At 39.7% G+C, this 16,499-nt stretch carries 11 protein-coding genes; 3 read left to right on the top strand and 8 right to left on the bottom strand.

The window, feature by feature from the left end:
* The first annotated feature begins 105 nt into the window (after nucleotides 1–105).
* Genes ZA06_RS07160 through ZA06_RS07150 form a run of 3 tightly spaced genes read left to right on the top strand, consistent with a single transcriptional unit; the run spans nucleotide 106 to nucleotide 6,759 of the window.
* Complete coding sequence (locus ZA06_RS07160) at nucleotides 106–3,372, top strand: SusC/RagA family TonB-linked outer membrane protein (protein WP_082331949.1); 3,267 nt, start codon at nucleotides 106–108, stop codon at nucleotides 3,370–3,372.
* 18 nt (nucleotides 3,373–3,390) lie between these two features.
* Nucleotides 3,391–5,181 (top strand): RagB/SusD family nutrient uptake outer membrane protein, encoded by a 1,791-nt coding sequence (locus tag ZA06_RS07155; protein WP_053977089.1) that lies wholly within the window; start codon nucleotides 3,391–3,393, stop codon nucleotides 5,179–5,181.
* Nucleotides 5,182–5,208: 27 nt separating this feature from the next.
* On the top strand, nucleotides 5,209–6,759 hold the full coding sequence (locus ZA06_RS07150) for a DUF5123 domain-containing protein (RefSeq protein WP_082331948.1): 1,551 nt from the start codon (nucleotides 5,209–5,211) through the stop codon (nucleotides 6,757–6,759).
* Nucleotides 6,760–7,348: 589 nt separating this feature from the next.
* Here the strand turns inward: ZA06_RS07150 and ZA06_RS07145 are convergent.
* The 8 genes from ZA06_RS07145 to ZA06_RS07110 form a co-directional block, all read right to left on the bottom strand.
* Entirely contained in the window at nucleotides 7,349–8,818 is a 1,470-nt protein-coding gene (locus ZA06_RS07145; protein ID WP_053976688.1) for a right-handed parallel beta-helix repeat-containing protein, read from the bottom strand.
* A gap of 24 nt (nucleotides 8,819–8,842) precedes the next feature.
* On the bottom strand, nucleotides 8,843–10,459 hold the full coding sequence (locus ZA06_RS07140; RefSeq protein ID WP_053976687.1) for a UxaA family hydrolase: 1,617 nt from the start codon (nucleotides 10,457–10,459) through the stop codon (nucleotides 8,843–8,845).
* A gap of 5 nt (nucleotides 10,460–10,464) precedes the next feature.
* Nucleotides 10,465–11,910, bottom strand: a complete 1,446-nt coding sequence (locus ZA06_RS07135) for a tagaturonate reductase (RefSeq protein WP_053976686.1) — start codon at nucleotides 11,908–11,910, stop codon at nucleotides 10,465–10,467.
* A gap of 31 nt (nucleotides 11,911–11,941) precedes the next feature.
* The gene (locus ZA06_RS07130; RefSeq protein WP_053976685.1) at nucleotides 11,942–13,237 is read right to left on the bottom strand and encodes a TRAP transporter large permease; all 1,296 of its coding nucleotides are present in this window, start codon (nucleotides 13,235–13,237) and stop codon (nucleotides 11,942–11,944) included.
* A 1-nt stretch (nucleotide 13,238) separates the two neighbouring features.
* Nucleotides 13,239–13,700: a TRAP transporter small permease gene (locus tag ZA06_RS07125; RefSeq protein ID WP_053976684.1), complete on the bottom strand. Its 462-nt coding sequence runs from the start codon at nucleotides 13,698–13,700 to the stop codon at nucleotides 13,239–13,241.
* Between the two features lies 1 nt (nucleotide 13,701).
* Nucleotides 13,702–14,679: a TRAP transporter substrate-binding protein gene (locus ZA06_RS07120; protein WP_053976683.1), complete on the bottom strand. Its 978-nt coding sequence runs from the start codon at nucleotides 14,677–14,679 to the stop codon at nucleotides 13,702–13,704.
* A 1-nt stretch (nucleotide 14,680) separates the two neighbouring features.
* Entirely contained in the window at nucleotides 14,681–15,352 is a 672-nt protein-coding gene (locus ZA06_RS07115) for a bifunctional 4-hydroxy-2-oxoglutarate aldolase/2-dehydro-3-deoxy-phosphogluconate aldolase (RefSeq protein WP_053976682.1), read from the bottom strand.
* An 85-nt stretch (nucleotides 15,353–15,437) separates the two neighbouring features.
* A complete protein-coding gene (locus tag ZA06_RS07110; RefSeq protein ID WP_053976681.1) occupies nucleotides 15,438–16,484 on the bottom strand; it encodes a sugar kinase in 1,047 nt (348 codons plus the stop codon).
* Between the last annotated feature and the right edge of the window lie 15 nt (nucleotides 16,485–16,499).

Genomic DNA, 16,499 nt, shown 5'->3' with positions numbered 1-16,499 from the left:
CATAATTTTTAAAAAAAATTAACAAAAAATTGTATTTTTCAAAATATATGATAACTTTGGGTAATCGATTACATATCATACTAATATTCTAAACTAACTCATTTTATGCACAACAATTTAATTGATGCTTTGTTTTTACACTCTCTAAGGAGAAAAACAAAGGGACTTTATCCATTAAAGTTTCATTCGATAATACTATTGTTCACATTCCTTTTTAGTGCGGCAACTTTACACGCACAAAGTATTACCGTTAAGGGAACGGTGACTGATGGCGAACTGGGAGGCCCCATGGTAGGCGCCACCATTTTGGTTAAAGGCTCCACCAATGGAACAACAACCGATTTTGATGGGAATTACTCCCTAACAATTGAAAATGCCAATGCGACCCTAGTATTCTCTTACACTGGATTTGCCACTCAAGAAATAGCAGTTGCAGGACAGACAACAATCAATGTTACTCTTGAGCCTAGTCTGGAATCACTGGATGAAGTAGTAATTATTGGTTACGGTACTTCAAAAAAATCAGACCTAACTGGTTCCGTAGTAGCCATTGACGGGGATGACTTAGCTGCCCAACCAATAGCAAGTGTTGCAGAAACCCTTACCGGTAGACTCGCTGGGGTACAGGTCGTATCTTCAGAAGGTTCACCTGATTCCGAAATAAGCATTAGAGTTCGTGGTGCCGGATCCATTACTGGAGATAGTGCCCCACTACTTATCGTAGATGGCTTCCCTGCACCAAGCTTGGCTGACATTTCTCCTTCAAACATTGAAAGTATCACTGTATTAAAGGACGCATCTTCAACCGCAATATACGGTTCTAGAGGTGCCAATGGGGTTGTAATCATCACAACAAAAAGCGGAAAACCTGGTAAAATTTCCGTGAGTTACAATATGTTTTACGGCTTTAAGGAAATTGCCAATACTATTGACGTATTAAGCCCTGAAGATTATGTCAAATGGCAATACGAGTATGCCCTATTAGATGAACAGCCAGAATCTTATGAAGAATATTTTGGGTCGTATGAAGATTATGATCAATATATTGGCATGGAAGGCAATGATTGGCAAAGACAAATTTATGGCCGAAAAGGAGAAGTTCAAAGCCGTGATTTAGCCATTAGAGGAGGAAGCGACAAAATCAACTATAACTTCAATTACGCCTTATTTGATGAAAAAGCCATTATGGTTGGTTCAGATTTTAAAAGAAATAACGTATCCTTAGCTTTAAAAAGCAAACCAAACGAGAAAGTAGATCTATCGTTTACTGTACGTTATGCAGACACTGAGGTAAATGGTGGTGGTGCCAATGAGCAAAACGAAGTCTCTTCAGCAGATGCGCGTCTAAGACATAGTGTTGGTTATTCTCCAATTCCATTACCGGGCTTAACAACCACCAATACAGATGAAGCCTTGTCTTCCTATTTGGTGAATCCGTTTGTTGCTGTAGATGATAACCAACAAAGAAAACTAAATGAAAACATTAATTTGATAGGAAGCTTTAGCTGGGATATCCTGAATGACCTTACTTACAGAACAGAAGTAGGTTTTAACAAAAGATACGACTTAGACTATCGTTTCTACGGAAGATCGACCTACTACGCCAGAAACAGGCCTGAAGTTGAAAATCAAGAAATGCCAGCCTTAAGAATGCGCGACCGCAAAAGAGAAAGCTTTAGAAATGCCAACACCCTTAACTATGACTTTAAGGCAGTTCTTGGAGATAATGAAAATCACCACCTAAAAGTAATGTTGGGAGAAGAAATGATTGTGAACAAAGACCACATGGTAGAAAGTGAAATTCACGGTTTTCCAAAGGATTTTGATTTTCAAACCGCTCTTAATTTAACAACACAAGGAGACCCTTTTTCTGTAGATAATTTTTATGACCCTGAAGACAGACTACTTTCTTTCTTTGGGCGTATGAATTACGATTTTAAAGATCGCTATTTATTAACAGCTACGTATCGTATAGATGGTTCTAGTAAGTTCTTAGGAAAAAACCATTGGGGATACTTCCCTTCGGCAGCCTTGGGATGGAAAATTTCTGAAGAAGCCTTTTTAAGCGATTCTTCCTGGGTAGATTTATTAAAATTAAGATTAAGTTATGGTCAAGTAGGGAACAACAACATTCCTACTGCACAAACTTCTCGAATCTTCTTGTCTTCAAATACATCGTATTTAAATGATATCACTAGTTATTGGGCAGCATCTAACGTTATGCCTAATCCAGATTTAAAATGGGAAACCACCGTATCTCAAAACTTTGGGTTTGATTTTGGATTCTTTAAAGGGGCTTTGAGCGGATCTTTTGAACTCTACAAAAACATTACCGAAGATGTATTAATGTTGTTTCCAGTGCCAGGTAGCGGTTATGATGCTCAATATAGAAATATGGGAGAGATTCAAAACTCAGGTTTAGAAGCTTCCGTAAATGTTGCTGCCATTCAAAAAGAAAAGTATGGATTGAACCTTTCCTTTAACATGGCCATGAATAAAAATAAAATCAATTCATTAGGAGTATTAGATAATTTCGGAATCAACACAAACTGGGCCTCATCGCAAATAGGGAATGATTATGCCGTTTATAAAGGGCAGCCTATCGGGACTATGATTGGTTACCAAAATGATGGAAGATATGAAGTTTCGGATTTTAGCTATGACGAAACCACAGGCGAATACACCTTGCTACCTGGAGTTGTAGATAGTGAAGAAGCTTTGGGAGGTGCGGTACAACCAGGATCTATGAAATTAAAAGATATAAATGGTGACGGCATCGTGGACCAAGATGATATTGGGATTATAGGGGATGTCAATCCTGACGTAACCGGAGGTTTTGTACTTAACGCTTACGCCTATGGCTTCGATTTGACAGCAGCATTCAACTACAGCATTGGGAACGAAGCTTATAATGCCAACAAAATTGAGTTTACAACCGCCAATGAAAATGGACAGTATAGAAACCTAAGTTCTCAAATGGCTGACGGTGTTAGATGGACCAATCTAGATCCTGAATCGGGACAATTAGTTACCGACCCTGAAGCATTAGCCGCGCTAAACGCTAACACCACAATGTGGTCCCCATATATGCCAAGATATATGTTTACGGATTGGGCAATTGAAGACGCTTCGTTTTTAAGATTAAACACCTTAACTTTAGGCTATACCATTCCTAACAATTTATTAGAAGCGACTGGAATAACTAAATTAAGATTTTATGCTACTGCTAATAACGTATTTATAATTACCAATTATTCAGGACTTGATCCAGAGGTATCAACTAGAAGAAGAACACCTCTTACACCTGGAGTGGATTATTCTCCATATCCAAGAAGCAGACAATTAGTATTTGGTTTTAACCTAAACTTTTAATTCAAAATGATTATTAAGATGAAACAGATATATATTTTAACCGGAATTTTGCTCATTGGCTTATTTTTTGGTTGCGATGAATTTGATGAAGACTTTCTAGAAGCACCCGCTCAATCAACTCTGGAAGAATCCATAATTTTTTCTACCTACGGTTTGGCAAAAGGAGCCATAGACGGTATTTTGGAACCTATGGGACAAACCAACTCCTACAGAGGTAGATTTATTCCTTTTTATGGATTTAATACAGACTGCGAGTACCATTATAGTTCCAATCAAAGCGGAAGCTCACAAGCCCCTTTGATGATTTATGATGCGTCTTCAACAAATACGCAAATGAATACCAGCAATAATGCTTGGGTGATGATGTATAGAGGAATTGAACGCGCCAATATTTGCATTAATGGATTAAGAGAATTTGGTAATCCTGTTCCTGGCAGTGATATGGGGCAATTATTAGGAGAAGCATTGACACTTCGAGCTGTTTATTATGCCGACCTCATGAAAGCTTGGGGAGATGTCCCTGCCCGCTTTGAACCTATTAATTCTGAAACAATCTATTTACCAAAAGCCAATCGCGATGACATTTACAAGCAACTTTTGGTGGATTTAGCTGAAGCTAGCACATTAGTAGCTTGGCCAGGTGAAACTGCCAATACTACTAGTGTAGAACGTGTTAACAAAGCATTCGTAAAATCTTTAAGAGCCCGTTTGGCTATGGTAGCTAGTGGTTACCAACAATACCCTGATGGCGTAAGAAGAAGTAATGATCCAGAATTATCTGTACAAAACATGTACACACTGGCACTTCAAGAAGCTACAGAAGTGATTCAAAGTGGTACTGCATCATTAAATCCATCTTTCGAAGGTTTTTGGAGAAGCTATAATCAAGAAAACTTAGCCACAGGAGGCGAGTCCTTATGGGAAATTCCTTTTAGTGCGGGTAGAGGACGTGTTGTCTTTTCTTTTGGAGTACGCCATAGAGGTGTAGATCAGCATACAGGTCAAGCTAGAGGAGGATCTGCCGGACCATTGGCAACCGTATTTTATGATTATGATGAAGATGATACGCGCCGTGATGTAACTTGTGTTCCTTACGAGTATGCCTCACCTAATGATGATGCGTTTTCACAACAAGAATTAACAAGTATGGATTCTTGGTATTTTGGGAAGTACCGTTACGAATGGATGGACAGATATGTGACGTCGACCAACGATGATGGTCTTAATAAAATTTACATGCGATTTGCAGAAGTGTTATTCATTGCTGCCGAAGCTGCTAATGAACTTAATGGCCCTGGCGCTGCTGCACCGTATTTAAAAGAAATCAGAATGCGTGCATTCCCTTCTGAACTTCACCCAGAAAAAGTAGACAATTATGTTAATAGTTTAGGTAGCCAAGAAGCCATGTTCAATGCCATTGTTAAAGAGCATCAATATGAGTTTACTGGTGAAATGGAGCGTAAACAAGCCTTAATTCGTTGGAACCTTCTTGGCGCTCAATTGGAAGAGGCAAAAACAAAAATGACCAACTTATTAAACCGTACCGGTGACTATGCCGATGTTCCAACAACTTTATATTATAAATATGAAGAGGATGGAGAAACCCTAGACATCTACGGACTTAATAGAAATGAAACGGAGAATCCAGGTCCGGAATATTTCACTAAAGATTGGACCACGATTGAAGATAATTTTATCGAATTCATTTATAAACCAGGTGTAGACCCTGATACCAGACAATTTTGGCCTATTTGGCAAACTTTCATCGATGGTAGCAACGGTCAGTTAGTAAACGATTATGGATACTAAAATGCAACTAACAAGAAACAATAAACTATGAAAACAACACATATATTGAAATCATTCTTCGCGCTCATGGTACTACTGGGTTCATTTGCTAGTTGTACCAAGCAAGAGCCATTAATTGAAGAATTACAAATTGACAGAGAATTCATGCCTACTGAATTGGAGGCTTTCATTAGAAACCAAGTGAATATTGAGCTTAATTGGAATACCGATGATGCTGTAGACACGTACCTAGCGGAGTTTAGTGCATCTGAAGACTTTAGCACAATTGCAGAATCCGTAACCGTAAACTCTGATGAACTTCCGGTATTAGTGCCGTTACAAGCAGAAACCCTTTACTACATTCGTGTAAAAGCCATTAGCAGCAGAGGTTTGGACGATTCTAAATACGCCACAATTACTGCTGAAACAGAAACAGAACAGATATTTCTTCCTCAAGAAGCTGAAGATATTTTAGCAACAGAAGCTACGTTGCGTTGGGTACCAAATAGTACAGTAACTCATATAACACTTCAACCAGGTGATATTGTACACGATATCACCTCTGAAGAAATGGCAACTGGGATCACTGTTATCACTGATCTTACAGGTGAAACTGAGTACACTGCACAAATATTTAATGACACCACCGTACGAGGCAGTACATCTTTTACCACTGGAATTGATATTGGAGATGGACTATTAGTAACTCCGGAAGATGACTTACTACAAATGATTGCCGATGCCGAACCAGGGGCAACTTTAGTGCTAGATGCTGGAGATTATACGGCCCAGACAGCTTCTGTAACCTTAGACAAATCTATTACTATTAGAGGTCTTTACAGTTTTGATAAACCCTTATTGAAAATTGGTTTTAAATTATCCACTGGAGCATCAGCTGTGAGTTTAATTGATTTAGATTTAACAGGGAACCTTGAAATTGATCTTAAGGAAGTTCTTGTTTTTGACGGAGCAGGAAGCTATGAAAGCATCCTTATCAGCGGCTGTAACATTCATGATTATGACAAAGCCTTAATTTATGGTAATGTGACAGGAGCAGTACTAAATTCATTTACAGTAGAGAATAGTGTTGTAACCAATGTTCTAACCAATGGAGGTGATTTTATAGATTTCAGAAACTCCGATGTACTAAACATTAATGTAAATACTAGTACCTTCAACAATTGTGCCCCTGCAAGAGATTTCTTTAGGGTAGATGCGGCTGGAGATTCTAATGGTATGGGATTGACCTGTAATATCAACTTAGCGAATTGTACACTATATGCCTGTTCCAATTCAGACAAAAGAATCTTTTATGTGAGATTTGCTGACAACGATATCACTTCTACCAACAATTTAATCACAGATACGGCAGCAAGAGGATATTCAGACAATAGTGCAACAGATGAAACCATCACTTTTGCGAACAACAATTATTTTAATGCGCCAACATTCTATGATTCATCTGTTAAAAGGTATGATGATTCTACTACATATACCACTGTAGACCCAGGGTATGCAGATCCAGTTAACGGAGATTTCTCAGTGAGCACTCAATCTATTATAGATTATAATATTGGGGACCCACGTTGGCATAATTAAGAAATTATATTCTTTCAACTAGTTAAAAAAAGAGGGGTGATTTAAAAATCACCCCTCTTTTTTTTTACTTTATAAACGATGCGTCTTTCACAACTATTTTCAATAGCAATATAACAACACAAATTTCACCTTTCAATAGAATATAGTTTATGAAACACTTAGCCTTTCCATCTCCGAAAGGAAACCTATCGAAATGGCTATTTTAAGACCTTTCCCGCCTTCTTTTCATCAAAACCTATGTGGCAATTACCACAGTGGAAATAAGAGGCTCAACGTCTCTAAAACCATTAAAAAACTAAAAATGAGCTTGAGAATTTTGGATATAATAAAATTGAAATAAAATAGTATATGTAACTAAGGAAAGAACAATTCGATATCGTAAACAATTGATTAAATTCTAACACCATAAGACCTCATAAAACAACTAGAAGCATACAATTCAAAGTTTCTTCTTCAAGTGTAATTAAAAAAGCCTTCAATAAGAAGGCATAGGGTTGAACTGGTTTATAGAGACATTCCGTCGCTCAAAGAGTTACCCACCGAATATTAAGACATTGTGTATCCACCAATAGCTTTATAAAAGTAGCTATCAGTCTTGATATTCAAAAGCTCCAATATCTGGAGCTGTACCTAAAAACGGCAAGCCAACATCAACCCCTTGATCAATTAAGTCACTACCTGATGATAGTTTTAAAAAATCAATATCTGGCAAACTGCCATCGGCATTTCTTGGAGACGCCAAAAGATCCATATCCAAACTCACAAAATCTGAAGCATCTGTTGTTAATCCAGACTGCCATCCATTATTGGAAATATCTGTTTGTGTTGCCGAATATGAATCGGAATTGTTCCCTTCATATGACAATGAATTCTTAATCAATAAGTAGTTAGCAATATTGGTACTACTAAAACTGATATTACGTCCGTTGTTATATGCCGAACAATTATACAATTCTATATCTCCTCTATTACTATTGTGATCAAAACCGTCATAAATATTTCCCGCAGCAATACAGTTTTTATAAACGCCATGATGCTTTAAAGTTTTGTCATCGCTACCGCCAGTTTTAAATCCGTTACCATCGCCAACTCCAGCACTACCATCCATTAAGTACCCATTTTTAAAGGCCCAACAATTTTCATAATAGGTAGTAATATTATCATTATCGCGCAAATAACCGTCCCAGCCATCATCTAAATTTTGCCAAGCTCTACATCCAATAAATTTATTGTCAGTTCCAGCTGTTAGTTTACATGCAAAACCGTCGGCATTTTCAAGCGAAGAATCGGCATTGTAAAAGGAATCACAATTTAGTATCGTGTTATTACTTCCACCTCCTGAAATTTGCAATCCGGAATCGGCATTCTCACTAAACGTACAAAATTCCACAAGATTATAGTGTCCCGTGATATACATTCCGTTGTCCCCTGCTCCAAACACATCAATCCCTTTAATATGCCAATTGTCTCCGGAAAGTTGTATCCCTCTATTACTTGAGTTTTCAGACATCGCAGAGAAATTGAATTGTGGACGCTCAGAGTCATCTGGATCACCCATGAAAATAATGGCATTTTCTGAAGTTCCATCTGCACTAAAATTAATGGTAGATGCAAATTGATATTCACCTCCTTTAACATAAATAATATCTCCTGCTGAAGCAGTGATAATAGCCTCGGTAATTTCTTGACTGGTCTGAACAACTATTACTGGGCCAACTCCTACTCCTGATATGATAAATGAACGTTCTCCAAAAACACCCGAACCATCTTGAGAAGTAGCCGTAACATTTACAGATCCATTAGACACAGCCGATAATAAACCATTGTTGGAAATCGTAGCTACCGAAGGATCTGAAACAGACCAAGTCACCGAAGTTTCTGTAGCATTTGCAGGCACAATTTGCACAGATAATTGACTGTCCATCCCATCTGTTATCGTTTCACCAAGGATGGTGATAGAAGTGACTTGAATCTCCTCAACATCCGAAGAATCATTACTACAACCAACCGCAAATAAAACTAAAGACAATACAAGTAACTGAAAACTAAACTTCCTCATATCAGGCAAATAATTAAATTATTATTATAGAGACACCCCTCTTTTCCAGGGTATAAAATCGTTTTGATTGAGCAGCTGCGCTTTGGTTTTCACCTCTCCGCTCGCTACTGCCACAATGTACTCCAACATCTCATCAGCCATTTCTGCAATGGACTTTTCTCCACGTATTACAGCACCTGTATCCACATCAATGATGTCCGGCATTTTCGTTGCCAATTCTGTATTGGAAGACACCTTTACAATTGGTGCGATAGGATTCCCTGTAGGTGTTCCCAAACCTGTGGTAAACAGCACCAAATTAGCTCCAGAACCTACCAAAGCTGTCGTACTCTCTACATCATTTCCTGGCGTACACAACAGGTTCAATCCTGCTTTATGAATATATTCTCCATAATCCAACACATCCACAATAGGTGAAGTCCCTCCTTTTTTAGCAGCTCCAGCCGATTTCATAGCATCGGTAATCAAGCCATCTTTGATGTTTCCAGGAGAAGGGTTCATATCGAATCCTGAGCCTGCATCTACCACCGACTTTTCAAAAGCTTGCATCAATTGAAGGAATTTATTGGCAGATTCTTCTTCAACACATCTGTTTACTAATTCCTGCTCTACCCCACATAATTCCGGGAATTCGGCAAGAATAGCAGTGCCTCCCAAAGCTACCAACATATCCGAAGTATAACCCAATGTTGGGTTGGCAGAAATACCTGAAAAACCATCGGAACCACCACACTCCAAACCAACTTTCAATTTAGAAAGTGGTGCTGGTTGTCTTTTAATGTTATTGGCTTCTTTTATGCCTGCAAAGGATTCTTTGATAATGGTAGTTAACATGTCATCTACCGTCCCCATTTGCTGTTGTTCAAATATTTGAACCTGCTTTTTATTATTCGGATTGATGGCTTCCAATGCATCCTTAAATATCTGAATCTGCAAATTTTGACAGCCCAAACTCAACACCGTAGCACCAGCTACGTTAGGATTGTTCACATAGCCTGCCAACAGTCTCGCCAAACTTTCAGAATCCTGGCGAATCCCTCCACAACCACCAGCATGGGTAATAAATTTCACTTCAACATTGTCAAACACGCGGTTGGAAGTCGTCTTTTGTAAATTGGCTTCATCACCTTCTTCTCCATTCACCAAAGCTCTTAACAGCAACTGTTGTTGACTTACTTTCTGTTGTAAAAGTTCCTTTTCAAAAACCTCCTTAAGCTTTTCTATATTTCTGTTTTCACAGAATACCAAAGGGAAAAACAACCATACGTTTTCGGTTCCTACTTGTCCATCTTCCCTGTGGTAGCCCATAAATGTTCTGTCTTTCCATTTATCAACTTTAGGCACCGTCCAACCAATATCGCCCGTTTTCTTATATACTTTTTCACTTTGGTGCGTTACATTTTCGGTAGTAAGGACCTCGCCCAAAGCTATAGGCTGATTACTTTTTCCAACCAGTACACCATACATAATGATACGGTCATTCGTATTAAAATTGGAAAGCGCTATTTTGTGTTTTGCTTTTACATTAGAAATCACTTTGATAGTGTTTCCCTCAAAGGCCACCTCCTCACCTGCATTCAAATCTATCAATGCTACGGCCACATTATCCGATGGATGGACCTTAATTAATTTCTCTTGCATAATGCTTAAATTTTGTCTTTAAACTCCTTCAAACCTTGTTCAATACCTTTAGTCTCTATTTCCTGTAAAGCTAACGTAATGGCCGCGGTCAGACCTTCTACCTTATTTAAATCTTCTCCCCAAAACTCAACATTCCCCAAGGTTTCCTTGGCTACCTCATCAAGATTTGGCAACGCCCATATTCGGTTGAACTCTGCTACCACTTCTTCACTATCATTCACTGGCAATGTCATATCTTTCCATTGTCCTTTGTAAAATTGAATCAAACAGGCCATAGCATAAGTTAAATGTTTTGGCAACGTTTGCTTTTCCGCCACATATTCTAAAAGGCTTGGCAATACGCGCACTTTGAATTTCGATACCGAATTCAAAGCGATACTGGACAACAAATGCTTGATAAACGGATTTCTAAATCTGTCGAACACCTCATCGGCAAAAGTCTCCAATTCTACTTTGTCCATATCCAAGGTTGGAATGATTTCTTCAAACACCGCAGCATTCAAAAATGCTCCCGTAAAGGCATCGTCTACTGACTGCTTTACGGTTTCGTTTCCATAGAGAATAGATAACGGCACCAAAGCAGTATGCGCCCCATTCAGGATGCGTACTTTTCGTGTTCTGTATGGCTGCATGTTGTCTACAATCTTCACATCTAAACCAGTCTTTTCGAATGGTAATTTCTTCTTAAGATCGTCACCTCCTTCAATCACCCAAAGGAAAAAGGTTTCCGCAGTTACAATCAAATTATCACTATAGTCCAACATGGCATTATAGCTCTCAATTTCATCTTTTGGATACCCAGGCACGATTCTATCTACCAAAGTATTATGGAAACTATTATGCTCTTCAACCCACTGCTTAAAGGCATCTCCCAATTCCCATTCCTCAACATATCTTAAAATGATATCTTTAAGCGTATCCGAATTATAATTGATCAATTCACATGGAATAATCGTCAAGCCTTTTGCAGCATCTCCGTTGAAATATTGAAACCTGTGATACAACAAAGCCGTCAGTTTTCCCGGAAAGGACTTTTGCGGCTGCATATCTAAGGTATCATTCGCATCGTAGGCGATACCGGCTTCGGTAGTATTGGAAATAACAAACTCCAAACTCTCTTCCTTGGCCAAGGCCAAATACTGATCAAAATCGATATACGGATTAATACCTTTTACAATAGAGGTCACCAATTCCTTGTCACGGATTTCCTCACCTTTCTTGATGCCGTTCATGAACAAGGTGTACAAACCATCTTGATCATTCAGCATATTCACCATCCCATGTTCAATAGGCTGCACTACGGCAACACCTCCATTGAAACCGGCTTTTTTGTTCAGCTCCTGAATGGCATAATCCACAAAAGCTCTTAAAAAGTTTCCTTCTCCAAATTGCACCACCTTGATTGGCAGTTGCTCGTTAATGCTTAGGTTTTCTCTATTTAATGTTTTCATTGTATGAAATTCTACGTTCGTAATTCAAATATTAAAGGTCAAATAAGCTTGGTAACCACAATGATAATTGCGGGAAATAGGTTACCAAGAACAAGGCCAAAATCATTGCCAAAAACAATGGTATTAAAGGCTTAATTACTTTTTCTATACTGGTTTTGGCCACACCAACCCCAACAAACAGCACCGAACCTACCGGAGGCGTACAAAGACCCACACAAAGGTTCAATACCATGATGATTCCAAAATGTACAGGATCCATTCCCAACTTGGTTACAACCGGTAAAAATATGGGTGTAAAAATCAATACCGCTGGTGTCATATCCATAAACACTCCCACAAACAATAGGAGCAGGTTAATGATCAATAAGATGATGATTGGGTTGTCGCTAATGCCAAGCAATACCGAACTTATGTTCTGCGGAATACTTTCATAAGAAAGCACCCAAGACATACTCATGGAGGTCCCGATAAGCAACATTACAATTGCTGTGGTTGCAGAAGAATCCAATAAAATGCTCGGTAAGCTTTTAAAGGAAATTTCTTTGTAATAGAACCCCAGAAGTAAGGTGTACAGCACCGCAATGGCCGAAGCTTCCGTAGCCGTGAAAATCCCAGAAACAATTCCTCCAATAACCACTACCAATAAAAACAAACTAGGTACCGCTACGATAAAGGTTTTAAACACCTCTCTTAAAGAACTGCGTTTCCCCAACTTATATTTTTTCTTTTTAGCCCAAAAGGAGGCGACAATCATTAAGAACAATCCTGTTAAGATTCCAGGAATATAGCCAGCCAAAAACAAGGCTGCAATAGACACTCCGCCACTGGCAAGAGAGTAAACGATCAATACATTACTTGGTGGAATCACCAATCCCGTGGTAGCAGAGGTAATGTTTACCGCTGCACCAAATTCTTTGGAATAGCCTTCCTTTTCCATTTCTGGCCCTAAGATGCTCCCCATAGCCGAAGCCGATGCCATAGCCGATCCCGCAATCGCCCCCATCAACATGGCACCAATAACATTAATCAATGCCAAGCCTCCTGGTAATGCCCCCACCAACGTTTTGGCAAAGGCAATGAGCCTATGGGCAATACCTCCCTTATTCATGAGCTGCCCCGAGAGGACGAAAAAGGGAATTGCCAAAAGGGCAAAACTATCCAAACCTGTTCCTATACGCTGTGAAATAGTCGTAAAAGCAGGCATGGCAGGGATACTCACCAACATGGTCAATAATGCTGAAATGGCAATACTCCAAGCCACCGGTACTCCAATGGCCAAAAAACACACAAAACTGAGTACTAAAACTAATATTGGGATGATATCCATGCTATAAGGTCTTTATAAAATCTGAAACTTTGTAATAAATGATAAGTAGGCCACTTAAGGGAATCACCATATACACGAAGGCCAACGGAATTTGCAGTGCCGGGGAATATTGTCCCAACAAAAAAGTGATATACACCAATCGTATACCGCCTACAACCATCGCTGCAAAAGCAAACAGAATAATCAGGCCATACACCAATAAGTGCAACCTTCTTTGAATCTTTCCACTACTTCTGGAAGGAATTACATCAATGGCTACGTGCATATTTCTTCCAGACACATAAGCTGCCCCTAAAACCCCCAACCAAATCATTAAGTAACGGGCCAACTCATCGGTGAAGGAACTAGGCGTTCCCACCACAAAACGGGTAAAGACCTGCCACAGTACATTTACCACCATAACGCTCATGATAATGATGAGCGCTTTGCTTAACACATTGTCTATTTTTTCTCGAAGCACCATATTATTCGGTTTCCTTAATTTGTTGGATTAAACGATACATTTCAGGATTGCTTTTGTATTGCTCGTAAATGCCTTGCACCTTATCTGAAAAGAGTGTTTTGTCAGGTCTGATGATTTCCACACCTGCCTTTTGAACCTCTCTCAAGGCTTCCGCTTCCGCTTCCGCCCACAATTCACGTTGGTATACCACCGATTTGTCCACAGCTTCCTGCAACCACTCCTTTTCTTGATCAGAAAGGCGCTCCCAAAGGTGCGTTCCAATCAACAAAACGTCTGGTAGGGCCGTATGCTCGTCCAAACTGTAATACTTACAAACTTCGTAGTGACGTGAGAGATAAAAACTAGGCGGATTGTTCTCAGCTCCATCTACAACCCCCTGTTGTAATGAGGTGTACAATTCCCCCCAAGAAATAGGAGTTGGCGAACCTCCAAGACTTTTAACCATATCAATGGCGGTCACACTTTCCATAACGCGAATCTTCAACCCCTTTAAATCCTCTGGCGTGTGAATAGGTTTATCCTTAGTGTAAAAGCTTCGGCTACCTGCATCGTAGTACGCCAAACCTTTCAGCCAGTATTTAGTACCGCCATCCAACAATTGTTTACCAATAGGGCCGTCCAACACTTCAAATGAATGGGCACGATCCCTAAACAAGAAAGGAATCCCAAACACCTTCATATTTGGGGAGAAGTTTTCCATCACCCCAGAAGATACTTTGGTCATGTCCAAACTACCTATCTGAAGTAGCTCCAAACACTCCCTTTCGGTCCCCAATTGTTGGCTGGGGTATATTTCCAATTGCATTTTTCCTCCTGAAATTTGGGCCAGGTCCTCTCCCATTTTTTCCATGGCCTTGTGTACCGAATGGTTCACGTCCAAACCATGGCCTAGTTTAATAACGCGATGTTCCTGAAGGTCGCTACAGCCCATAAGCAGTAGTCCCAAAAAGGAAAAGGCTACAATTAGTTTATGATGCATGCTATTTGTTTTGTACTTTTTTAATGATGTCCAAAGCCTCTCTTACTTTAGCTTCCAGACCTTTAAAATCTTTGTTTGCCAATACGTCCTTAGAAATAAGCTGAGAACCCATTCCTACACAGGTTACACCGGCATCAAACCAAGCTTTTAAGTTTTCTTCGGTTGGTGACACACCTCCTGTTGGCATGATAGAAGTCCAAGGCTGTGGGCCTTTTACGCCTTTTACAAATTGAGGTCCGTAAATATCTCCTGGGAACAACTTTACAATCTCACAGCCCAATTCCTCGGCACGTGCAATTTCAGTTAAGGTTCCACATCCAGGAGACCACAATACTTTTCTACGGTTACATACCACCGCGATATCTTCACGCAATACTGGAGTTACCACAAAATTGGCTCCCAATTGCATATACAATGAAGCTGCTGCTGCATCGGTTACCGAGCCTACACCCAAAATCATTCCCGGTAGGTTGGCATTGGCATATTTTACCAATTCCCCAAACACCTCGTGGGCAAAATCCCCTCTCGAGGTAAATTCCATTAAGCGAGCTCCCCCGTCATAACAGGCCTTTAATACATTTTTGCTTAATTCTATATCTCTGTGAAAGAACAAAGGAACCATCCCTGTTTCTTTCATCACACTAGCCACTTCTAGTCTTGAATATTGTGCCATTTTAGTTTACTATTGAAGATGGGCCTACATGTTGGGAATTAGACTAACCCAACATGTATGTACCCAATATTTATTGTCTATTGAATTATCTCGCTACTCTTCCGGAAGCATCTCCTCCCATCAATTTTTTAACCTCATCGATGGTTACCAAGTTGGCATCACCTTTAATAGTGTGTTTCAAACAGGATGCTGCTACCGCAAAATCCAATGCGTTTTGATCATCTTCCGGATATTCCAACAATCCGTAGATCAATCCTCCCATAAAGGAATCTCCTCCACCTACACGGTCTACGATATCGGTGATTTGGTACTGACGGGTTTCAAACATTGTTTTACCATCGTATAATACCCCTGCCCATGTGTTGTGGGATGCCGAAATAGAACCTCTCAAGGTCGTGATCACTTTTTTGGCCTTTGGGAATTTCTCCATCATTTGCTGACATACAGACAAGAACGCTTCTGCTTTCACATTGTGCCCTTCTGTTTGTACTGAAATCCCTTCTGGCTTGATTCCAAAGTGCATTTCTGCATCTTCCTCATTTCCTAGAACGATATCACAATATGATGTCAATTCGGTCATGATTTTTTCTCTATGGGCCGCATCACAATACTTCCATAACTTGGCACGGTAGTTCAAATCGGTTGAAATGGTAATACCCTTAGCACTTGCCGCTTTTACAGCTTCCAAGCACACATCGGCAGCACTTTGGGAAATCGCTGGTGTAATACCAGTCCAGTGGAACCATCCTGCGCCTTCAAATACCTGATCCCAATCAATCATTCCCGGTTGGATTTCACTAATGGCAGAATGTGCTCTGTCATACACCACTTTAGAACCACGGGATACGGCTCCAGTTTCCAAAAAGTAGATTCCCAAACGGTCACCACCAAAGATGATGTTTTGTGTGTTCACCCCTCTTTTACGCATTTCCATAAGGGCACATTCTCCAATATCGTTTTTAGGTAATCTGGTCACAAAATCTACAGGAACCCCATAATTTGCCAACGACACAGCAACATTGGATTCTCCTCCTCCGTACACTACATCAAACGAATTGGTCTGTGAAAATCTCAAAAATCCTGGAGGCGCCAAGCGCAACATAATCTCTCCAAAAGTGACTACTTTTTTCATTGGTATGTATTGTTT

This window comes from Mangrovimonas xylaniphaga, assembly GCF_001280435.1.
In the GTDB taxonomy this organism is placed as follows: domain Bacteria; phylum Bacteroidota; class Bacteroidia; order Flavobacteriales; family Flavobacteriaceae; genus Mangrovimonas_A; species Mangrovimonas_A xylaniphaga.
This window is presented reverse-complemented; position numbering and strand designations above follow the sequence as displayed.